The 22,358-nt window shown below is 58.1% G+C and carries 13 protein-coding genes; 8 read left to right on the top strand and 5 right to left on the bottom strand.

Translation table 11 applies throughout. The features are described from left to right. Window positions 1–187: 187 nt before the first annotated feature. The gene (locus ACVWWD_RS28110) at window positions 188–1,732 is read right to left on the bottom strand and encodes an FAD-dependent oxidoreductase (RefSeq protein WP_457103535.1); all 1,545 of its coding nucleotides are present in this window, start codon (window positions 1,730–1,732) and stop codon (window positions 188–190) included. Window positions 1,733–2,266: 534 nt separating this feature from the next. Between ACVWWD_RS28110 and ACVWWD_RS28105 the strand changes: the two genes are divergently transcribed. Next, on the top strand, window positions 2,267–7,756 hold the full coding sequence (locus ACVWWD_RS28105) for an AAA family ATPase (protein ID WP_352565843.1): 5,490 nt from the start codon (window positions 2,267–2,269) through the stop codon (window positions 7,754–7,756). 715 nt (window positions 7,757–8,471) lie between these two features. Here the strand turns inward: ACVWWD_RS28105 and ACVWWD_RS28100 are convergent. Next, a complete protein-coding gene (locus ACVWWD_RS28100) occupies window positions 8,472–9,332 on the bottom strand; it encodes an alpha/beta fold hydrolase (RefSeq protein ID WP_023774410.1) in 861 nt (286 codons plus the stop codon). 463 nt (window positions 9,333–9,795) lie between these two features. Between ACVWWD_RS28100 and ACVWWD_RS28095 the strand changes: the two genes are divergently transcribed. Next, window positions 9,796–11,094 (top strand): epoxide hydrolase family protein, encoded by a 1,299-nt coding sequence (locus ACVWWD_RS28095; protein WP_352565841.1) that lies wholly within the window; start codon window positions 9,796–9,798, stop codon window positions 11,092–11,094. 392 nt (window positions 11,095–11,486) lie between these two features. Here ACVWWD_RS28095 and ACVWWD_RS28090 read toward each other — a convergent pair whose 3' ends face one another. Further along, window positions 11,487–12,083, bottom strand: coding sequence for a redoxin domain-containing protein (locus ACVWWD_RS28090; RefSeq protein WP_031248359.1), 597 nt, complete (start codon window positions 12,081–12,083; stop codon window positions 11,487–11,489). A 117-nt stretch (window positions 12,084–12,200) separates the two neighbouring features. On the opposite strand from ACVWWD_RS28090, the gene ACVWWD_RS28085 reads away from it, so the two are divergent. Next, a complete protein-coding gene (locus ACVWWD_RS28085) occupies window positions 12,201–12,356 on the top strand; it encodes a heme-binding protein (RefSeq protein WP_084569641.1) in 156 nt (51 codons plus the stop codon). Window positions 12,357–12,420: 64 nt separating this feature from the next. On the opposite strand, the gene ACVWWD_RS28080 is transcribed toward ACVWWD_RS28085, so the two are convergent. Further along, on the bottom strand, window positions 12,421–15,987 hold the full coding sequence (locus ACVWWD_RS28080; RefSeq protein WP_051407698.1) for a PAS domain-containing protein: 3,567 nt from the start codon (window positions 15,985–15,987) through the stop codon (window positions 12,421–12,423). 595 nt (window positions 15,988–16,582) lie between these two features. After that, window positions 16,583–16,843 carry a hypothetical protein gene (locus ACVWWD_RS28075; protein WP_023774406.1) on the bottom strand — a complete coding sequence of 87 codons (261 nt, stop codon included), beginning with the start codon at window positions 16,841–16,843 and terminating at the stop codon, window positions 16,583–16,585. Here ACVWWD_RS28075 and ACVWWD_RS28070 point away from each other — a divergent pair. The 5 genes from ACVWWD_RS28070 to ACVWWD_RS28050 all read left to right on the top strand — a co-directional run bounded on the left by ACVWWD_RS28070 (window position 16,757) and on the right by ACVWWD_RS28050 (window position 22,246). After that, the gene (locus ACVWWD_RS28070; RefSeq protein WP_031248355.1) at window positions 16,757–17,122 is read left to right on the top strand and encodes a response regulator transcription factor; all 366 of its coding nucleotides are present in this window, start codon (window positions 16,757–16,759) and stop codon (window positions 17,120–17,122) included. The two genes, ACVWWD_RS28075 and ACVWWD_RS28070, sit on opposite strands and share 87 nt — an antisense overlap. Before the next feature lie 318 nt (window positions 17,123–17,440). Then, complete coding sequence (locus ACVWWD_RS28065; RefSeq protein WP_457103534.1) at window positions 17,441–18,097, top strand: MEDS domain-containing protein; 657 nt, start codon at window positions 17,441–17,443, stop codon at window positions 18,095–18,097. A gap of 1 nt (window position 18,098) precedes the next feature. Next, window positions 18,099–21,179 carry a PAS domain-containing protein gene (locus ACVWWD_RS28060; protein ID WP_352565835.1) on the top strand — a complete coding sequence of 1,027 codons (3,081 nt, stop codon included), beginning with the start codon at window positions 18,099–18,101 and terminating at the stop codon, window positions 21,177–21,179. Further along, window positions 21,176–21,550 (top strand): response regulator, encoded by a 375-nt coding sequence (locus ACVWWD_RS28055; RefSeq protein ID WP_023774402.1) that lies wholly within the window; start codon window positions 21,176–21,178, stop codon window positions 21,548–21,550. Before ACVWWD_RS28060 ends, ACVWWD_RS28055 begins: the two co-directional genes overlap by 4 nt. Before the next feature lie 42 nt (window positions 21,551–21,592). After that, on the top strand, window positions 21,593–22,246 hold the full coding sequence (locus tag ACVWWD_RS28050; protein WP_352565832.1) for a response regulator transcription factor: 654 nt from the start codon (window positions 21,593–21,595) through the stop codon (window positions 22,244–22,246). Window positions 22,247–22,358: the final 112 nt, after the last annotated feature.

Here is a 22,358-nt window from a genome sequence, read left to right as displayed (position 1 = left end):
GTGCAACAACCCACTGCATGAATGACCAGCGGTCTTGAGGAGATGCTTTGTGACCCAACCTGCCCAGCGCCCGAAGAAGTCATCGCCAGATATAGTCGCCAGATCAGCGAAATGAGCTGCGGCACTGGAGGGCGGTGGGTAGGGCGACAAACCCGCTTTCGTTCACGGTCATACCTTCACAAGCCCCTTACGATTTCACAGCAGTCAACTGATGCTCCATTTCCACCTCGGCCTTCAGGCTCTCGATGTCGCGGAAAATCGAAGCGACAGCTAACGTGCGCCCCGCGCGCTTAAAGCGCACCAGGCAGTCCTTGGCACCAATGTCTCCATCCACCGCGATCTCGTCCCATTGCTCGGCATGGCCGACATAATTGATGGGAACATCGTAATGCTGGCTCCAAAAGAACGGCACAGCCACGAATTTCTCGCGACGGCCGAGCATATTCAGCGCCGCTGTTTGCCCCTGCATCTCTGCGACAACCCAATGCTCGACCCGAATTTTCTCGCCACTGTGAGGATCTGGCCATCGCGCTATGTCGCCGGCCGCGAATATGTCTGGTGCGCTCGTCTCCAGAAAGGCGTTTACGACGACACCGCGGTCAACGATGAGCCCTGCCTTTTCGGCAAGCCTGATCCGCGGTCGCACACCGATGCCGGCCACGACGAAGTCCGCCGTCAACGTATTGCCACTGCTGAGCTTCACCTCGCTGTTATCAATGCTGCTCGCGGTGTCCTCAAGATGAAATACAACGCCATTCTCCTCATGGAGTGCGCGTATGAAGTCGCCCATTTGCGGACCCAGGACCCGCTCCATGGGCCGTTTATCCGGCGCCACGACATGGACTTCGATATCGCGCGAGCGCAGGGCCGCGGCAACTTCCAGTCCAATGAAACTGGCACCGAGGACGACGGCGCGGCGCCCAGTCGCGGCGCGCTCGATGATCGCCTTGCAATCTGCGAACGAGCGCAGACTGTGAACGTGTGGTTGGTCGGCACCGGGAATGGTGAGGCGCACTGGTTCGGATCCGGTTGCAAGGAGCAGCCTGTCGTAGGGGATCCGCGCGCCGTCCGCGAGTACGACCTCGCCGGAAAGTGCATCGATGCTCGCAACGTTCACATTGAGACGCAGGTCGATATCGTTGTTGGAATAAAAGTTTTCGCCGCGAAGCGGAATTGAACCCTCAGGCGCTTTGCCGGCGAGGTAGTCCTTGGAAAGACTAGGCCGATCAACCGGCGGCGCTTCGTCATTGCTGAGCATGACGATGCTGCGTTGATAGTGTTCATGCCTCAGTTTTTCGACGGCTGCGAAACCGGCCGCGCCGCCGCCGACTATGACGATTTTCTCTGGGACCTGACCGGAGCCTTCGTCGCGTTGCTTCAGTACGGCGCGCTTTCGCTTCTCTCCCACGAATATCCGATCATCACGCTGTTCCACAGACCAGCAAACGAGTGGATTGAAAGCGGGGGCGCGCAAGGCCTCGCCTGTGTGCAAATCGAAGCACGCGTGATGCCAGGGACACCGAACGGTATCTTCCACCACCAGACCGTCGACGAGCGGCCCGCCGTAATGTGTGCAGGTCGTCCCGATGGCGAAGACCTCGGCTTCACGTCGCACCAGAAGCACCTGTTCACCCCTGCAATGACCAACCAACTTTCCGCCATCGGGAAGGTCGGAAGATGCAACGCCCTGGGCCAGATCCGGCCCGTTTAATTTCGTATGACCTTCAGCCATTTGGTTCTCCTCGCGGAAACCCGGACCAGCGGTCCGGCGTAAACATCGTCGTTTGATCGCACGCTTCATATGGCTGGGCGCAAGCTGCGAAAGTGCTGAGGGTGACCGATAGGGTTTGCTGGGCCAAGCAATTTGGATATGTTCCTCATTGCGGTTCTCCTATCTGGTCGACGACCGCATGCCTTTGGGCGCGCGGTGTCATTATGAGAGCGGCGCCACGGTCGATCGATTGTACCTAGGTGTCTCCAATACCTTTGGACAGCTCTTCACATCTGCGTGATTAGATTAGTGTGCCTGGCCACGCTAACTTCGCGGGGATCGCAGACATCAGGTTCTTCGATCGAGGGAAAGCCCACTTCCAAGGAGGTCATCGCGTGCTGAAAGGGTCAAGACCGGATCGCGGCTCGTGCTTGAAGGAAGCCATTCAAGGTTGAGCCGCTAGGTTGACAGCAGAGTTCCACTTGATTTGCGGATTTTCGCGGGCCAATTTCTCTTTCCGAGCAAGAGCTCAATCTCCGAGCAACAAGAATCTCAATGGCTGAGGATTCGGAGTACGCATTGGAGCCGCTTCGCGAAGGGGCGGAGTTCACGCTCTACCGCGGCATAGAGCGCGGCAACCAGGTACCGATCTTAGCGGTGGCGGTCGCTGCTGAGCAGCCGTCGCTTCACAGTCTCCGGCGGCTCGAGCACGAATACTCGTTGGCGAGCGAGCTTGATCCAGCGTGGGCGGCTCGGCCCCTCGCGATGACTCGTCACCAAGGGCGAATGCTTCTCATTCTTCAGGATCCAGGCGGTGAACCCTTGGATCGGGCAATAGAGCAGCACAAGGGACACCCGATCGATCTGCCCCGCTTCCTGCGCATAGCCATCGGTATGACAGCGGCGCTTGGCCAAGTCCACCGGCAAGGCCTCATCCACAAGGACATCAACCCGGCGAACGCGCTTGTCGACGACTTCGGTCACGTGTGGCTTACCGGCTTTGGGGTCGCATCCCGGCTCCCCCGCCAGCGTCAGTCGCCTGAAGCGCCCGAATTTATCGCCGGATCACTCCCGTACATGGCTCCCGAACAGACCGGACGGATGAACCGTTCTATCGACTCTCGGAGTGATCTCTATTCTCTGGGTATCACGCTGTACGAAATCTTGACCGGCCGGCTGCCGTTCACCGCTTCAGATCCGATGGAGTGGGTTCACTGCCATATTGCGAGGCTCGCCGACTCGCCCAGCGAGAGGGTAAGCCAAATTCCGCAGGTGCTGTCGTCAATCGTGATGAAGCTTCTCCTGAAGACCGCGGAGGAACGCTATCAGACCGCCGGGGGCGTCGAGGCTGACCTGCGCCGCTGTCTGATGGAATGGCAGCTGCATGGTCGCATTGAACCCTTCCCGCTGGCGGCGCATGACACATCGGGCCAGTTGATGATCCCGGAACAGCTCTATGGGCGGGAACGTGAGATCGACTCTCTGCTTGCGTCCTTTGATCGCGTCTTGGCCGAAGGCATCTCGGAACTCGTGCTGATATCCGGCTATTCCGGCGTCGGCAAATCCTCCGTGGTAAGCGAATTGCATAAGGTCCTTGTCCCGTCGCGCGGACTTTTCGCAGCAGGCAAGTTCGATCAATACAAGCGGGATATCCCATACTCAACCCTCGCACAGGCCTTCCAAACTCTGGTCCGGCAGATTCTCGTCAAGAGCGAAGCGGAGGTGGACCAATGGCGGCGTGTCTTGACTGAGGCGGTTGGATCGCACGGACAGCTGATCGTCAACCTCGTTCCCGAAGTCGAGTTCATCATCGGGAAACAGCCGGCCGTTTCCGACCTGCCACCCCAAGAAGCGCAGAATCTATTTAAGTTGGTGTTCCGCCGCTTCCTTGGTGCGTTCGCCAAGCCGGATCATCCGCTCGTCTTGTTCCTCGATGATCTGCAGTGGCTGGATACGGCCACGCTCGACCTCATCGAGCATTTAATCACGCACCCGGAAGTGCGGCACCTTCTACTGGTTGGCGCCTATCGGGATGACGAGGTCGGTCCCGCTCACCTGCTTTTTCGAACGCTGGATGCAATCAAAAAGGCAAATGCGAGGGTGGGTGAGATAATGTTGGCTTCCCTCGGTCTCAACGATGTCGGTCAGCTTACCGCGAGTGCGATGCAGTGTGACATCGAGCGCGCGTGGCCTTTGTCGCAGCTCGTTCAGGAAAAAACTGGCGGAAATCCATTCTTTGCAATCCAATTCTTGATGGAGTTGGCCGACGAGGGTTTGCTGGTGTTTGACCCCGTTGCGCAAGTCTGGCGTTGGGAACTCGATCGTATCCATGCGAAGGGCTATACCGACAATGTGGTGGATCTCATGGTGGAAAAGCTGAAGCGGCTTTCTCCGCCCACCCTGGAAGTGCTGAAACAACTCGCCTGTATAGGCCACGTCGCCCACATAGCCACCCTAACTCTGGTACAAAATGGACCAGAGGAAGCAATGCACGCGACGCTCCGGGAAGCCGTCTACACTGGTCTCATCGATCAGCTGGACGGCGCATACAGGTTCCTGCATGATCGAATTCAACAGGCGGTTTATTCGCTCATTCCCGACGAGCTCCGCGTTGACACCCACCTACTCATCGGCCGCACGCTGCTGGCGAACATGTCGGGTGATCAGGTTGCCGAGCATCTCTTCAATGTCGTCGGTCAGCTCAATCGAGGCGCTGGACTGCTGACCGACCCGCTGGAGAAAGCCCAGCTGGCGACGCTCAACCTGCGGGCCGGGAGAAAGGCCAAAGCGTCGGCTGCCTATGCGTCTGCTGGCGTGTATCTAGCGGCCGGACTGGCCATGCTCGACGAAAAAAGCTGGGACAGCCAGTACGAGCTAACGTTCAGCCTCTGGTTCGAACGTGCAGAGTGCAATTTTTTGATCGGCGATTTCGAAGAAACCGAGCAATTGTTGGTGGATTTGTCGCAACGCGCGGCGTCCAAAGTCGATCTTGCAATCACCTACCGTCTGAAAGTCCTGCTCTATACTCTGAAATCGGAAAACGCCCAAGCAGTCGACAGCGCACTCTCCTGCCTGCGACTGTTCGGCATTGACGTCGCGGCGCATCCAACACTGGCGCAGGTCCAGGCCGAATACAAGATGGTCTGGCAGACCCTCGGCGGGCGCCCGATCGAAAGCTTGATTGACCTGCCAATGATGACAGATCCAGAAATGCTGGCCGCGATGGACGTGCTGTCAGTGCTCCTCTCCCCAGCTTATCATACTGACTTCCATTTGTGGTGTTTGCTCGCGTGCCGGATGGGGAAGGTGACCATGGAGCACGGAACAAGCGGCGCATCCGCCCATGGCTATGCCGATCTTGGCCAAATCCTCGGACCAGTATTTCGCCGTTACAGCGAAGGTTATCGATTCACCGAGCTCGCCTGCGAACTTGTCGATAAGCACAGCTTCGTCGCGTACCGCGGGAAGGCCTACCATGCGAAAGGAGTAGTCGCCGTCTGGACACAACCGATCGCAACCTCGACAGATCTTCTGCGAACGGCCTTTCGCATAGCAAGCGATACCGGTGATCTGACCGTCGCCTGCTACTGCATGGACAAGTCGATCACCAACTCTCTGATGCGGAGCGATCCGCTCGACGCGGTCTGGCGCGAGGCGGAAATGGGCCTGGACTTTGTCCGGAAAGCTCGGTTCCATGACGTCGCTAACGTAATCGTGGCTCAGCAACACTTCATTGCGACCATGCAAGGCCGTACCTTAACCTTCTCCACGTTCAGTGATGCGCAGTTTGACGGAGCGAACTTCGAAGCGCAAATCACTGCTGATGGCACGGCCACGGCGGCGTGCCTATACTGGATCCTCAAGTTACAAGCCCGGTTCTTGTCGGGCGACTACGTCGAGGCGCTCACGTCAGCCGAGAAGGCGAAAGAACTGCTTTGGGCAGCACCCGTTCATTTCCAGCGTCTCGACTATTTCTACTACACCGCGCTGACGATGTCCGCACTCTATGAGAACGCCTCCGCCGGCGAGAAGCGAGGATGGCATAATGTCTTGGCGCTGCATCTGGAGCAACTGAGCGAGTGGACAGAAAATTATCCACCGACTTTCGATGACAAGCATGCCCTGCTGGCTGCGGAGATCGCCCGTGTTGAAGGACGGGACGCCGCGGCCATGCAGCTTTATGAGCAGGCTATTTGCTCGGCTCGCGACCAAGGTTTCGTGCAGAACGAGGGCTTGGCCTGTGAGTTGGCGGCCAGATTTTACAACGCGCGCGGCTCCGAGACATCCGCCAATGCCCATCTGCGCAAGGCCCAGCGCTGCTATCTCCGCTGGGGCGCACACGGCAAGGCGGCGCAGCTCGATCGGCTTTATCCGCACCTGGCAGCTCCGGAAGGGCAACGTGATGCCGTTGGCTCACCGGTTCAACATCTGGATGCTGCGAGTGTCGTAGTAGCCTGTCAGGCTTTGTCCAGTGAGATCGAGTTGCCTAGATTGATCGAGCGGCTGATGAAGACCTTGATCGAGAACGCAGGCGCGGATCGCGGCCTTTTGATCCTGCCCTCAGGGAATGAATATTTCATCCAAGCGGAGGCGCGAGCGACCGCAGATCAGATCGACGTCATCATGCGTCAAGAACCGATCACCCCGATTACCTGTCCAGAATCCCTCGTCCGCTACGTCATCCGTACACGGGAAAGCGTGATTCTCGATGATGCCTCCAAACCTAACCTGTTCTCCGTTGATGACTATCTGCGCCACCGACAATCGAAGTCGATCCTCTGCGTGCCGCTCATCAAACAAGGGGAGTTGACCGGAATTCTCCTCCTTGAAAATGCGCTGACTTCACACGCGTTCACACCGTCCCGAATTACTGTGCTGGAACTGCTGGCCGCGCAAGCAGCGATCTCGCTTGAGAACACACGTCTCTATAGCGATCTCCAAGAACGAGAGGCGAAGGTTCGACGCCTTGTCGACTCCAATATCATCGGAATATGTATCTTTGATCTTGACGGTCCCATCCTGGAGGCTAACGAGGCCTTTCTCCATATCGTGGGGTATAGCCGTGAAGATGTTATTTCCGGCAGCCTGCGCTGGACCTCCTTGACTCCGGCCGAATGGAGGGGAGCCGACGAACGCGCCTTGGCGGATATGGCTTCTACTGGAACCTGCAGACCTTACGAAAAGGACCTTCTTCGGAGTGACAACAAGCTGGTGCCCGTGCTTGTGGGTGGGGCCACCTTCGACGAACTCCGACATCAGGGCGTGGCCTTCGTCTTGGACCTGACGGAGCGAAAACGCGCCGAGGCAGAGGTGGTGCACGCCAACCGCGTGGCGACGATGGGCCAACTCGCCGCGTCCATTGTCCACGAAGTCAATCAACCTATCGCTGCCACGCTTATGAATGCTGGAACCGCGATGCGCTTGCTCGGCCGTCAGCCGCCAAATTTGGAAGGGGTCAAGCACGCGATCGACCGGATTATCAGGGATGGTAAGCGAACCGGTGACATTGTGAGCCGGATTCGTGACTTCTCCAAGAATGCGCCGGCTCGAAAGGAAGACTTGGAAATCAACGAAGCAATTTTGGAAATTGCGGCTCTAGCCCGTATTCCGATGTCAGAGAAAGGGGTCTTTCAGAAGATGCAACTGGCAGAGGGCCTGCCGCTCATTTTTGGGGACAGAGTCCAGTTGCAACAGGTGATCCTGAACTTGATCATGAACGCCATTGAAGCCATGAGCGAGATTGAGCAGGGATTGCGCGAATTGACGATCAGGACCAGCAAGGCTGAGTCAGGCGGCGTCCTTCTCTCGGTAAGTGATACGGGCCCGGGTCTGTCTCAGGCTAACCCAGAGAGCATCTTTGAGGCGTTTTACACGACCAAGTCCAACGGTTTGGGGATGGGATTGCCGATCTGTCGCTCGATCGTGGACGCGCATGGTGGCAGGCTCTGGGCAACGCCGAACAAACCTCATGGCGCCGTGTTTTCCGTGATGCTGCCAATCGGGGAAAAACCGCTTGAGATCCCATCTGAGGCCCAGGCCCGCTAAAAAGGCGAACCCGACTGGCTGGGCCATTTTGAATGGGGCCGTCGAAACTACGGAAATAATGAGGTCCTAGTCTGAAATTCGCGCCAGTGGGGGACTCAGGACATAGGCTCTCCGTCAAGGAAAGCCCACTTTCCTAAGTGGCCACTGCGTCCTGAAAGGGTTGAGACCGGATCGGGACTAGTGTTCGTAGGACCGCTCAAGGCTGAGTGCTCCGCTAGATTGACAGTACCGCCACAGTTAATTTGCGAATTTCCGCAGGCCAAACTTCGGCACACCGAAGACCTGCCATGCGAACTAACGGTTCAAATTTCACTTCAATCCTGGGGCCTCGGAGACCTCAACCGAATGTGTCAGCCGTAACGCTCATAATGCGGCCAGAGGCCTCCAGGAATTCCAGAAATGCCCTTTCCTCAAAGGATGACGGGTTCCCTGCCTCGATGACGATCGATGCCTGAACCCAGCCCGCCAATCATCGGCAAAGGCTCCGTTGTCGTTAGCAGCCGTGGCTATTCGTACGGCAACCGTACCGAGGCCCGTGTTCCGCGCCTATGCCAGCGCGCCAACTCGATAGCGCGATGGTTCGGCTCTACAATCCGTGACATAAGCCGACAGAACCAGCATGCAGGCGACCGCTCGGCTATGCGAGCGCACAACGTCTGGCCTCGCGCGCCGCCCGACACGCGGTTCAAGGTCCGCGAAAGGTTGCCAAAGATGGTCATTGGCTCCTCCACGGAATTGCCGACGACGCGCGATCATGATTCGAGATGAACTCAAGCAGGTCGGCGTTAATTTGATCCTGATGCGTGGCTGTGATGCCGTGAGGCGCCCCCGGGTAGTAGATGTCCTTGGCGCCGTTGATCAGCTTCGCCGACTTCCGCGCCGAATCCTTTACCGGGACGATCTGATCGTCTTCCCCGTGCAGAACCAGGGTCGGGATATCGAATTTCTTCAGATCTTCGGAGAAGTCGGTCTCGGAGAAGGCCTTGACGCTCTCGTAGGCGTTGAGCAGGCCGGCCTGCATGCTCCAGAGCCAGAACTGGGCGAGCATGCCCTGCGAGACGTTCGTGCCCTCCCGATTGGCGCCGTAGAATGCGACGGCCAGATCCTTGTAGTATTGCGACCGGTCCTTGACGAGGCCAGCGCGAATGCCGTCGAACACGTCGATCGGCAGTCCTTCTGGATTGGCCTCTGTCTTGAGCATGATCGGCGGAACGGCGGCGATAAGAACTGCCTTGGCGACGCGCTTTGTCCCGTGCCGTCCGATATAGCGAGCGACCTCACCCCCTCCTGTCGAATGTCCGACCAATGTGGCGTCCTGAAGGTCCAGCGTGTCGATCACGGTGGCGAGATCGTCGGCATAACCGTCCATGTTGTTGCCGGTGGAGGCTTGGCTGGACCTGCCATGGCCGCGTCGGTCGTGCGCGACCACGCGGAAACCGTTCTGCGCGAGGAAGAGCATTTGGCCGTCCCAGGCGTCGGAATTCAACGGCCAGCCGTGCGAGAATGTCACAACCGGGCCCTTACCCCAGTCCTTGTAGTAGATCTCGGTACCGTCCTTGGCCGTGATGGTGCTCATCGTCTTACTACCTTTGCTTGATTGAGAGGGTGGGAAGGTTTTGCTTTCGGGCATTCCAACCCTAAGCAGCGGCGGGCAGTCCTGCCGCAGCCGTGTCTTTCAGGCCAGCCAACAAGCCATCGCGGACAGCACCCCCCAGCGGAGAAAAATCCATTTCTTAATGCTTTGCATCATGCTTGGCTCTGAAGTCCGGCTCCATTGGACCCAGGTATCGCCGATACCATTGTACCGACGGAGAGCGGGGGTGCGCCCACCCTTGGCGCCGTCCGCCGCAAGCTCCTCACGCATCAACCTCGAGGTCACGTGTCAGAGCCTGGGCGTTGCGGTGAGATGCGTTTGACGCGGAAGCATACCTAGGTATCGGCGATACCAACGTTCAATAGAGCCGACAGGAACTTACTGGCCTGATGGATTGGTGTTGTCTCGATGCGAGCAGCTTTGGCCAAGTCATGAGGAGGTACAGATGTCACCAATGTCTTCGATGTCCACCCGTCGGGAAGTCCTCGCGGCATCCGCCGCGGGGGCTATTGCAATGATTACCTCGGCGGGGTTCGCCGAGAGCGTTTCAACGAGCGGTACATCTGCCGCCATCCGCCCGTTCCAGATCCACGTTGCGGACGCGGACCTGGTCGACCTCAAGCAGCGTCTGAAAGCCGTGCGCTGGCCCGAGCGCGAGACGGTGAACGACACCACCCAAGGCGTTCGGCTCGCGACAATGCAGGCACTGGCACACTACTGGGAGACTGAATACGACTGGCGTAAATGCGAGGCCTACCTCAACGGCCTGCCGCAGTTTGTTACCGAAATCGACGGGCTGGACATCCACTTCATCCACGTCCGCTCCAAGCATGCCAACGCGCTGCCGGCGATTGTCACCCATGGGTGGCCGGGTTCGATCATCGAGCAGTTGAAGATCATCGGCCCCCTGACCGATCCGACTGCCCACGGAGGCAGCGCTGCTGACGCCTTCGACCTGGTGATCCCCTCGCTGCCGGGGCACGGCTTTTCGGGGAAGCCGACGGCACCCGGCTGGGATCCGATCCGGATCGCGCGGGCATGGGGCGAGCTGATGGTCCGCCTCGGGTACACGCGGTATGTGGCGCAAGGCGGCGATTGGGGAAATGCTGTCACCGAGCAGATGGCCCTGCAGACGCCGCCGGGTCTCGTCGGCATCCACACGAACATGCCGGCCACCTTGCCGGATGAAGTGTCGAGTGCGCTCGCGGCGGGCGGGCCTGCGCCGTCCGGTTTGTCGACCGACGAACGCTACGCCTGGGATCAGCTCGACTTCTTTTGGAAGCATGGGTTGGCCTACGCTCAAGAGATGGCGAACCGGCCACAGACGCTGTACGCACTGGCCGACTCGCCGATCGGGCTGGCAGCCTGGATGCTCGACCACGATGCACGTAGCTACGACCTGATCGCCCGCGTCTTCGACGGGAAGTCCGAGGGTCTGTCCAAGGAAGACGTCGTCGACAACATCGCGCTCTATTGGCTGACCAACACCGCAGTCTCGTCGGCGCGCCTCTACTGGGAAAGCAAGCTGGCCTTCTTCGCGCCGAAAGGCGTGCCGCTACCCACCGCCGTGAGTGCGTTCCCGGACGAGATCTACACGGCGCCGCGGAGCTGGACCGAGAAGGCGTATCCCAAGCTGATCTACTACAACCGTCTCCCAAAGGGAGGTCATTTCGCGGCCTGGGAACAGCCGCAGGTTTTCGCCAACGAACTTCGGGCCGCGTTTGGGTCGTTGCGTAGCGCCTGACCCTGCCCGTGGAGACTTGTCCGCTCCCCTGACTTCAGGGGAGGTCGGCGCTGCGGCCCGCCCCCGCCACAGGTGGGGCGGGCGCTTGTTTTTCCAGATGGGTGTATACTGGTCGTTGCGGCCGGTTCTCGGTCCAATCTCTGATCAAGTGAGCGTCAAGCGGCGAGCGATGGGGTAGCTTGTGCTTTCTGAATTGAGCCACTTCATTGGCAATTAATTTGCTCGCGGCGCCCTTGGCGTACGCGTCGTGGAGGCTCAGTTGCGGCCAGCCGATCCACGTTATCGAGCATGTGGTGGCCGGCTGGAAAGCGGTCAGGGCGACTGGAGTGGTGACCAGCGATTGAGCGGCGGACAGAGCGTCCGACCCCCATACGCGCGGACAATCTTCAAAATCATTCCTGTTCGCGAAGCGTTTGAGCGCGAGTCTTTCCGTAGGGGTAGAACAGTTCCTTACGACCCGCCTGCCACGCGTCCCGAAGGTCCGGCGTGGTGATGTCCCAATCCGGCCGGCACTTCATGGTCACCGTTCGCATGTCCTGTCTGAGTTCTTCCACGGTGGGTCTCCCGAAGAACCAATACCCATTGTAGATCTTGTAGACGACAAGCCCCGGCTCCATGACGATAACGTGAGGGATCATGGGGTTGTGAGCGGGATCCGTGTACTCGGCAATATCGAGGTCCTGCTGTACAACGCGCCGCGGGTCCGAGAGAAAAGGCCAATGGGCGCCAACCCCAGAGCGATATTCGTTCGTCTCCAGAAGATTGTCCGTGGTGATGGTGACAAGCCGGCAGTAACCCACTTCCATTTCACGATGGAGCTGGACCAGCCCTTCAGCCTGCCGGCGGTCCCTGGGACAATAGCCACCCCTGCCGAGAACGAGGACCAGGGGGTCGCCTCCCTGTAACTCGGAAAGCGTTCGCCTTGCAGCGGTGTGATCCGAAAGCTCGTAGTTCGGAAAAACAGACCCGGGAATGACATCGGACCGCATATTCATCCTCGCTGATTGTCAGTCAAAATTCAAACCACCAGGCGAATGGGCAAAGAGATTACAAATGCAGGAGGGAGATAAAATCCATTTATACGATAGTGTTGCCAATACCATTGGATGATATGGCGACCGCCACTATGGAATCCCCAAGGGAAGTTTTGTGCGATTGCAGGCGGGGCACCGCTTATCAGCGAGGGTGAGGCGATTGGCGGCGTTGGGGTAAGTGGCGGCACCGTGGAAGAGAATATGGCGATCCTTGAAGCGGCACTTTAAGTATCCTCGCGGACATCGGTCGCATCTCAGTCGATCCATGCAAGACCACGGCCGTACCTAGTGGTTAAAAGCCCCGCTGCGTGCCGGTGCCGCCGCCGCATGGCGTTGGCACGAGTCCGGCATTCTGAGATGTCCGGTTCTCCAGGAATTCGGGAACTGAAAAGTAAAAAGTTGCGCCTGGCCCGCCATTCGCCTCTGCCCAAATACGGCCGTGATGGTTCTCAACGATTGAGCGACTAACCGAAAGCCCTATCCCCATGCCCTCGGCTTTAGTGGTGTAAAAAGCTTCAAAAATCTGCTCCATGTCCTGAGCGCCGAAGCCAATACCGGTATCTTGCACGGAAAGTTGGATATTGCCGTCTTCGCCAAGCTCGGTCGCGATGACCACCCGCCTTGGGCGATCATTGACGGTCATTAGGGCGTCCACTGCATTGCGCAGCAGGTTCATAATGACCTGTTGAAGCTGGACACGGTCGCCAGCCGCCATTGGGAGTCCGATGGCAAGTTTAGTACGAAGTGACACGCTGCTCCGCTCAAGCTCTCCCGAAGATAGTGCAATCACTTCGCGGATCGCCTCATTCAGATCCACGGGCTCCACGACGGCCGCTTGCTTGCTAAAGAGCGCACGCAGTCGCTTTATCACGTCGGCTGCACGATTGCCGTCGCGGATGGTCCGGCGCGCCGTTTCGCGAGCGCCATCTATATTTGGTGGGTCGTCGGCCAGCATTCGCAAACATGTCCCGGCGTTGGTGATGATCCCCGCGATTGGCTGGTTGACCTCGTGCGCGATAGAAGCGGTCAGGGCGCCTAGGCTCATGATCCGCATAGCCAGTCCAAGCTCTGTTCGCACCTTCTCTAGCGCTTCCTCAGAGAGCCAGCGTTGTGTGACGTCGAGGATCGCGCCAATGTACTCCATCCCACCATTCGAGTTTCGCATGCCATGCGCAATCAGGTGCAGGTGTTTCATGGATCGGTCGGACGTGATGATCCGGTGCCGGTATTCCAGGTCGTCCTCTCCGCGTCCCGCCCGTTCAATCATATCCCCCAGCATTGGCATGTCCTCGGGATGGAAGCGGCTTCCGATCAGTTGGAGCGTCACATGCAGGCCCGGCTGCAGATCAAAGATTCGATAGAGCTGCTCCGACCACACTATCTCCGCTTTCGAAACATCCCAGGAAAAACTCCCGATTCGGGCGAGGTTCTGGCCCTCGGCTAGAAACGCCTCGCTGCGCCGGAGCTCTTCTTCGGCGCGTTTGCGATCGTCGATGTCGGTCATCAGGACATACCATCGGACAATGCATCCATCGCTGGCTCGAAGTGGTTGGCCTCGGAGCTGGAACCAGCGATAGACGCCATCGAACCGTCGGAGCCGGGTTTCAAAGTCGATCTCTCGACTAGTCTCGAGCGCTCGCGTGAGAGCGTCGATGTGGCGCTTCAGATCATCTGGATGGACCGTGCCGTTGGCTGCCCAGTTTGCAAATTCTTCTAGTGTCTGGCCAAGGTATTCGAGGAACTGCTTGTTGAGACTTTCCGGTTCTCCGTCTGCATTGAAAATAGCCACCAGACCCGGAATTGTGTTCACGATAAGCCGTGATTGGCGCTCACTCTCGGCCAGCGCCTGCTCGGCGCGTTTTCGATCGTCGATCTCAACGTTCGTTCCATACCACCTGATGATGTTTCCGGCTTCGTCGCGCAACGTGTCGCCGAGAAACAGGAACCAACGGTACTCGCCATCGAAACGTCGCATACGCGCTTCGGTTTCACCCGAAGTGCCTGATGTGAGAGATGCCGTCCAAAATCGCTCAAGCGCGTCATAGTCATCTGGATGGATTGCAACTCGCCAACCCCAGCCCTCCGCCTGCTCCATCGACAGACCGGTGAAGTCAAGCCAGCGATCGTGAAGGAAGTCGCAGTACCCGTCCGGACGGGTAGACCATATAGCCGTCGGAATCGTGTTGATGATCTGTCTCAGGTTGCGCTCACTCTCGCGCAGTGCCTGGTCCGCTCGTTTGCGGTCCTCTATGTCGACATTCGTCCCGTACCATCTGATGATGGCACCGGATTCATCGCGCAACGGGTTGGCCAGAAATAGAAACCAGCGATACTCTCCGTCGAAGCGCCGAATACGGGCTTCCGTGTAGACCGGTGTGCCGGATGCGAGGCATGACTTCCAATACTCAGCCAGACCACTGGCATCATCTGGATGAATCGCGGCCGCCCAGGCCCAGCCCTCCGCCTGTTCGGCGGTAAAACCCGCGTAGTCGAGCCAGCGATCATTGAGGAAATCGCAATACCCGTCCGGCAGGGTCGACCATGCCGACGTCGGAATCGTGTTGATGATCTTGCGGAGATTGACTTCGCTATCCCGCAGCGCTTGGTCTGCCCGTTTGCGATCTTCTATGTCGACATTTGTTCCGTACCATCTGATGATGGTACCCGATTCATCGCGCAACGGGTTGGCGAGGAACAGGAACCAGCGGTATTCTCCGTCGAAACGACGAATGCGCGCTTCCACATAGACCGGTGTGCCGGATGCGAGGCACGATTTCCAATATTCGGCCAGCCCACTCACATCGTCGGGATGAATGGCAGCCGCCCAAGCCCATCCCTCCGCCTGTTCCGCTGTGAACCCCGCATAATCGAGCCAGCGGTCGTTGAGGAAGTCGCAATACCCGTCCGGCAGGGTAGACCATGCGGATGTGGGGATCGTATTGATGATCTTACGGAGATTGACCTCGCTCTCCCGCAGTGCTTCTTCGGCCCGCTTCCTCTCGTCGATATCGATGTGCAGAGCGTACCAGCGCATGATGCGCCCATTTCGATCCCGGAGTGGAAGCCCCCTAATCTGAAACCAGCGATATTTGCCATCGGCGCCGAGAAGTCGCGTCTCGAGTTCATATGGCTTCCCGGCCTTTATCGAATGTTTGAAAGAGTCGACGACACGCTGAAGATCCGCAGGATGAACCGTTTCCGCGGTCTCCCATCGCTTTAGCTCATCTTGAGGTTTGCCGAAGTATCCAGCGATATAGCTGTTTACGGCTTCGATCTCGCCGGTCGGTGTCAGAACCGCGATCCCAGCCGGAATGCTGTCCGCTATCAGTTTGGCACTGTCTTCGCTTTCGCGGACGGCCACTTCTGATGGCTCCCCTTCCGCGATCTCATTGGCTTTCTTGGCCAGACGTTTCCGGTCACTCGACAGTTGCAACTCCTGTAACCTTACGCCTGCTTGGTTTGCGGCTACGTTGAGAACGAGGCTGTCGGTCCGCAGTGGAAAATCGGCTCTTCGTGACCCTGCAAACAAAACTCCGATGTTGGCCAGCATCCCCAGCCGCAAGGCCACGATCGATATATGAGCGTCTCCTTGAAAGCTTTTCGGCGATGGCCAGTTAGCCAGGTCAACATCGGTGAGCCCTTGAAACTGGCTGATGATCGCTTGGGGCGAGACGGAAAACTCCTGGCCCGCACGGGCCACTTCGACGGGCGCCTCGTGCGCCGGTTGGTTCAGTCGGACGTAAGCAAAATCGAGCCGAAGCATATCCATGAGCGTATCGAGCAATTTGCAAACGACTTCGGAAACAATGTTGCCGCTCAGCAAAGTCGGAACCTCAACCAACCTGGCCAGGTTATTCATGCACCGGTTCAGACGCTCAGTTTCCGCGCTAACACCCTCGCGTTGACGTCCCATATTAGACCGTGATCTCCGAAAGACCCCCTGCCGGCGACGTATCGTGTTCGTGCCCTGTCGTATTCATGTGCTCCCCCTCCCAAGATGCTGGCGTGCACGCGCGCCCGCAAGTGTGCACCCACTCGCTGCGGTGGTCCATTATGCCTTGGTGTCGACTCACCAATCCAAGAGTATGGAAAAGTCCCGGTCGATACCAAGGTGCTATGGATTTTCGGAACGAGTGGGGGCACTTTGGCCTGTGGCGGGGGGTGGAGTCCGTTCGTTCCGGGGATTTTCGTGAGGACGTCAGTACAGGCGATACGGCTTATCAATGAGCTCTCGAAGCAAACTGCAAGGTAATGATGACATCCGGCGCTCTCCTGGCTGAGAACAGAGAGCGTCAGCTCCGCCGCCTCACAGATATAGGCAATCTTGCTATCCTGTGCGTCCTACCTGCCGACCTTGATCGAGTTGCCGGCCAATTGCTAAACAAGATTATTGCCAGATGCGGTCTCGATTTTACGCATATTACACTGGGGCGATCGCGGGCACGACTGGGTTATCAAGCTGGCGCGGCGGCCGGCATCAGCATCGACGTGCGGATGCCGGAGCGTTTTGGCCTGACGCACTCTGCCTCTTCATCCTGGCTTGCGTTTATTTCGCGGAGGATGAGAATTTCGGCGAACAGGTTTAGGGACGTGCCGCCGAGTTTGGCGGATAATATCGGAAGTGCATAATGATAGAACGCGCAATTATCGCTGTTGTCGACGATGATGAATCCGTGCGTGAGGCGCTGCCCGACCTGATTGGCATGTTTGGTCACGGAGCGGAGGCATTTTCCTCTGCGGAAGAATTCCTTGCTTCGAAACTAATCGATCGAACCAAGTGCCTGGTCCTCGACATCGCAATGCCGGGCATGTCCGGAATTGAGCTCCAACGCGAGCTGACGCAACAAGGCCGGCAGATACCAATCGTTTTTATTACGGCCCATGGCGACGAGCAATTTTGTCGTCGTCTGCGCCAAAGCGGGACAATCGAATGCCTGCTGAAGCCATTTACGGATACTGCGCTGCTCGATGCGATCAATGCAGTCATGCGCTGACCGCCCGAAGCTGACGTCACTCATGAGCCGGTCCGCCTCGCGACCAATGCTGTTTCTGGTTCTGTGTCCGATTTAGCCCGGCTCGCGGTCATCGCGTCCTGGCTACGGATGGTCTTCCGACAGCCCGCCCTGCAGCAGTGCCCGTTCCTCACTCCGCGCTAGCGCCCGAACCTCGGTAGGCGTCATAAGGCAAGCCCTTTTCACCTCGAGCGTCTCGATCTCTCAGTCAAAATCGACACCAACGCATAATAGACGTTCGTATCGGCCGCGTGCATCTATGACTGCGAGGCAGGCACATTCGGCTAGGCGACGACGCTCATGAAGAAGACTGCGGCCCCCATTTCTTTTGCGGGATCCCAACTTGGGGAAACGCGCCGTGCCTGTGCATTTTTCAACGGCGATGATGAAGCCTTTCGTGTGTTGCTTCCCTTCATGGAGGATGGTTTCGCATGCGGCGACAAAATCATTCACATTGTAAATCCAGGCGAGCGTTGCAGGCATTTGCACCGATTAAGAACGGCAGGCATCGACACGGCGGCCGCGGAGCAAAACGGCCAGCTTGAGTTTCGCACCAACACCGAAGCCTACCTGCGGGACGGCCGGTTCGATCAAGACCGGATGCTGGAGGTGTTTGAAATGCTGGCTAGCGGCAACGCCGGGAGTGGATTTCCGCTCAGTCGCATTGTCTGCCACATGGATTGGGCCGCTGAGGTGAGGTCGCATATTGACGACCTGGTCGAGTTTGAAGCGCGAGTAAACGACGTATGGTTCCGTCACGATGACGCGGTTATCTGCGTGTACGACTTGGCAAAGTTTGGCGGGGATACGGTCGTCGACATGATGCGGACACATCCGATGATCGTCATTGGCGGCATTTTGCAACAGAATCCATTCTTTATGCCGCCGGAGGACTTCCTTCGCGAGGTCCGTCAACGGCGGGTCGGGCAGATGACGCCTGACGGGACGACGATCTAGCATGGAATCGGCGATAGAGCCCCTCGGCGAGGAGATTCAACGGCTCAAGCGCTCCATGAATGATTTGGTGAGCCTGCTTGCTCTTCCCGCGATTTGGTCCGGTGCAAATCCCCCCCAGATCGCCGGCACCTTGCTTGACGTGCTGGTTGCCATGTTGCCGGTTGATTTCATTTATGTACGTCTGTTTGACCCGAACGCCGAATGGCCGATCGAGATCGCGCGGTTCGCTCATTCGATGGTGCAAGTGAAGCCTCAGGAAATTGGGCGAGCCCTTTATCAGATGTTTGGCGAAGCCATATCGAAATGGCCGCCGAGCGGGCAAATCCGCATCGAAGGCGTCGAATTCTTCGCCGGGTTGGCGCTACTAGGCCTGCAAGGCGAAGTCGGAGTCGTGGTCACAGGGGCGCAGAGGTCAGACTTTCCGAACCAGACAGATGGGCTTCTCTTAAAAGTTGCTGCAAACCAGGCGGTCGTTGCGCTCCAGGGGGCTTATCAACTGGGCGAACAGAAGCGACTGGCGAAGGAACTTGACGGGCGCGTGACGGAACGAACAGGTGATCTCGTCGCGGCCAATCAAACGTTGACGCAGGAAGTCGAGGACCGGCGCCGGACGGAAGAAGCACTGCGCAGAAGCGAGGAAGCCCTCGCGGCAAGCCAGCACGATCTGAAGCTGATTATCGATACGATTCCAGCCCTGGCTTGGTCGACTCGCCCGGACGGCTATACCGAGTTTCTGAGCCAGCACTATCTCGACTACGCTGGTCTTTCGGCGGAGCAGGGGCAAGGTTGGGGCTGGACGGCTGCGATCCACCCTGACGACGTGACTGGGCTGCTCACTGCGTGGAAGACGTTTTTGACTTCTGGTGAAGGAGGAGAGGCTGAAGCTCGGTTACGTCGATCTGACGGAAGTTATCGGTGGTTTCTGCTCCGCGCCAATCCGACGCGAGATGAACACGGCGATGTGGCGAAATGGTACGGGGTGAACGTCGACATCGATGAACGCAAGCGCGCCGAGGAAAAAGCAGTTGAAGCCGAACGTGAACTTCAACGAACGATCGACGGCATTCCGGCGCTGGCAGGTGCTTTCGCAGCCGACGGTACGCGTATTTTTATCAACGAGCGTGGACGTGAATTTACAGGTCTCTCAACGGACGATTTGGCGGGTGGTGGCTGGAGAAGTACAATCCACCCAGATGACATCGAACTTGAAGAGAGCAAATGGCGTGCATGTGTCGCGACCGGGGAGCCGTTCGAGCATGAGTACCGTGTGCGTGCTGTTGATGGGACATATCGCTGGCACATTGCCCGTCGCGTGCCGGTCCATGACAAAGCGGGGAAGGTGATCCGCTGGTACGGTATCAGTCACGATATTGAGGATCGGAAGCAGGCGGAAGCTTTTCTCGCCAGTGAAAAGCATCTGCTAGAGATGATCGCGTCGGGCAGTTTGCTTCGGGACGTTCTAAGCGCGTTGTGCATTTTTGTCGAAAACGCTGCCCCCGACTGCTTCTGTGATGTCCACCTGATCAATTGGAGCAGCTCGACATTCGAATATGCCGTGGCTCCTTCTTTGCCGTCCGACTACAGCGCCCCGATTGCCGGCATGCCCGTCGATGGTGATCTGTTGCCTTGTGGTATAGCGGCGTATCAAAAAACGCAGGTGGTCGCGGTGGACATGGAATCTGATCCGCGCTGGCACAGCTCGCCGGTGCGGTTACATGTGCTGAAGCACGGGTACAGGTCGGTGTGGAGCACGCCGATTTGTTCCAGAGAAGGGCGGGTGCTCGCCACTTTTTGCATCATAAGACGGAAGCCCGCGAGCCCTTCGCAGCACCATCAGGATCTCATTGCGCACGCCACACAGATCGCCAGCATCGCAATCGAACGTTCTCTCACAGAAGCCGCGCTCAGCCGGAGCGAAACGTTGCTCTCGGAAGGCCAACGCTTAAGTTCCACCGGCGCGTTCTCATGGCGCGTGGACACCGACGAAATCGCCTTTTCCGAGGAACTCTATCATATCTTCGAACTCAATCCGAAATCCCCGGTAACGCTTGAGCTGATTCGTGAGCGAATCCATGCGGACGACCTCCAGTCACTGTCTGCCCAGATGGCTCGGGTTCGCGCCGGCCAAAGCTATCTGGGCTATGAGATCCGGTTACGAATGCCAGATAACAGGGTCAAATATCTACGCACCTTTGGCCGGGTCATTCGTCATCAGGATGACCGGATGGAATGCCTCACTGCGGTTCAGGACGTGACGGAGCGGCGGCAGGCGGAAGAAGCGCTTGGTAAGGCGCGGTCTGAACTCGCCCATGTAACCAGGGTCTCGAGCCTCGGAGCATTGACAGCCTCGATAGCCCATGAGGTCAGTCAGCCGTTGTCGGGGATCATTACCAACGCCAGCACCTGCCTCCGCATGTTGGCGGCCGATCCTCCAAATATCGACGGGGCGCGCGAAACCGCCCGCCGCACCATACGCGACGGCAATCTAGCCGCAGATGTGATAACGCGATTGCGCGCCCTTTTCAGCAAGCGAGCTCCTACCGTTCAGCCGGTGGATTTGAACGAGGCGGCAAGAGAGGTGATCGCCTTGTCGTCGGGTGACCTCCAGAGCAGTCGCGTGGTTCTTCAGCCCGAACTTGCCGAGGGGCTGCCGCTCGTTGCAGGCGATCGTGTCCAGCTTCAGCAGGTGATCATGAACCTGCTGCGCAACGCGGCGGACGCCATGAACGGGGTCGAGGATCGCCCCAGGCAGTTGATAATCAAGACCGAGCCGGATGCAGATGATCATGTGCGCTTATCTGTACAGGATACCGGCACAGGTTTCGGCCCAGACAGTCCAGAGCGGCTCTTTGAGCCTTTCTACACCACCAAGAATGACGGCATGGGGATGGGTTTGTCCGTTAGCCGTTCGATTATCGAGAGCCACTGCGGGCGCCTATGGGCAGCAGCGAATGATGGTCCGGGGGTGACGTTCACGTTTTCCGTGCCCGGATACTCCAGCGAGCGATCGTCAGCGCAAAATGTAAGTGTGAGTACGGCGTCTGCGGTCGGCGATGTTCGAAAATCAGTGGGAGCGAGATGAAGCCCGCGGGTGCACTGGTCTCATTGGTTGACGATGACAAATCGGTGCGCGAGTCCCTACCAGGTTTGCTCAAGGAGCTGGGCTTCAGCGTGGACACATTTGCTTCGGCAACGGAGTTTCTGGCGTCTGATGACATCCAGGAGACCAAGTGCCTGGTTCTCGATGTGACCATGCCCGTCATGACAGGCCCAGAACTTCAAGTGGAACTAACGCGTCGCGGGCAGGAGATACCGATCGTCTACATAACCGCGCAGAGGAGCAGCACGATGCGGCGTCGTCTCATCGAACAGGGTGCGGTTGAGTGCTTGTCCAAGCCATTCAGTGATCGGGCCCTTCAGGAGGCTCTTCATCTGGCGCTCTGCAAGGTTTGAAAGTGGTGGATTGTTAATGCCGGTCTAGGAGGATAATTTGCCATGTATACGGATTTAACGGCTGATCTGGGCAGTGGAGCGATGTCGGGCGACACATCCGTCGTGTTCATTGTGGACGACGACGTTTCGGTACGCGAATCGCTGGAGTTGCTCATCGGCTCCTCGGGGTGGCGCTCGGAGGCGTTCGGTTCAGCAAAGGAATTCCTCAATCGCCCCCGGGCACTGATTCCGAGTTGTCTGATCCTGGATGTCAATCTTCCCGATCTGAGTGGGCTCGACCTGCAGGGGCTCGTGGCCAATGAGCGTGCCGATATGCCCATTATTTTCATAACCGGCTACGGCGACGTACCTATGACGGTTAAGGCGATGAAGGCTGGAGCCGTCGAGTTTCTGACCAAACCATTCAACGACGAAGAACTATTGGATGCCATCAAGCTGGGACTCGAAAGAAGCAAGACCGCACTCGCATTGGATTCTGAGTTGCAGGCCCTCAGGGATCGCCACGCGTCGCTCAGCCGTCGCGAGCAAGAGGTTATGGCGCTGGTCGTCTCGGGTCTGTTGAACAAACAGGTCGGCTTTGAGCTTGGTATCAGCGAAATCACGGTCAAGGCGCATCGTGGTCAGGCTATGCGCAAGATGCAAGCCCGATCGCTGGCTGAACTGGTGAACATGGCGGCCCGGCTCGGCATCGCCTAGTAGAGGCTTTTCTCCGCGCCCGGCGTATCAATTCAAACGCCAACGCGCGGTGGGAAGCCCCAACAATCCCAAGGTATTGACGACACCATCGTACTATCGCCTTGCTGGCAAT

This window comes from Mesorhizobium sp. URHB0026 (assembly GCF_054059755.1).
Note: the sequence above shows the minus strand (reverse complement) of the source record. Positions and strands in the feature narration are given on the sequence as shown.

Bases quoted from the DNA above. Each gene is read 5' to 3' on its own strand.
- ACVWWD_RS28060 (WP_352565835.1), top strand. From the start codon at position 18,099: ATGGAATCGGCGATAGAGCCCCTCGGCGAGGAGATTCAACGGCTCAAG.
- ACVWWD_RS28050 (WP_352565832.1), top strand. From the start codon at position 21,593: ATGTATACGGATTTAACGGCTGATCTGGGCAGTGGAGCGATGTCGGGC.
- ACVWWD_RS28100 (WP_023774410.1), bottom strand. From the start codon at position 9,332: ATGAGCACCATCACGGCCAAGGACGGTACCGAGATCTACTACAAGGAC.
- ACVWWD_RS28070 (WP_031248355.1), top strand. From the start codon at position 16,757: ATGATAGAACGCGCAATTATCGCTGTTGTCGACGATGATGAATCCGTG.
- ACVWWD_RS28105 (WP_352565843.1), top strand. From the start codon at position 2,267: ATGGCTGAGGATTCGGAGTACGCATTGGAGCCGCTTCGCGAAGGGGCG.
- ACVWWD_RS28095 (WP_352565841.1), top strand. From the start codon at position 9,796: ATGTCACCAATGTCTTCGATGTCCACCCGTCGGGAAGTCCTCGCGGCA.
- ACVWWD_RS28110 (WP_457103535.1), bottom strand. From the start codon at position 1,732: ATGGCTGAAGGTCATACGAAATTAAACGGGCCGGATCTGGCCCAGGGC.
- ACVWWD_RS28085 (WP_084569641.1), top strand. From the start codon at position 12,201: ATGATATGGCGACCGCCACTATGGAATCCCCAAGGGAAGTTTTGTGCG.
- ACVWWD_RS28055 (WP_023774402.1), top strand. From the start codon at position 21,176: ATGAAGCCCGCGGGTGCACTGGTCTCATTGGTTGACGATGACAAATCG.
- ACVWWD_RS28065 (WP_457103534.1), top strand. From the start codon at position 17,441: ATGAAGAAGACTGCGGCCCCCATTTCTTTTGCGGGATCCCAACTTGGG.
- ACVWWD_RS28080 (WP_051407698.1), bottom strand. From the start codon at position 15,987: ATGAATAACCTGGCCAGGTTGGTTGAGGTTCCGACTTTGCTGAGCGGC.
- ACVWWD_RS28090 (WP_031248359.1), bottom strand. From the start codon at position 12,083: ATGCGGTCCGATGTCATTCCCGGGTCTGTTTTTCCGAACTACGAGCTT.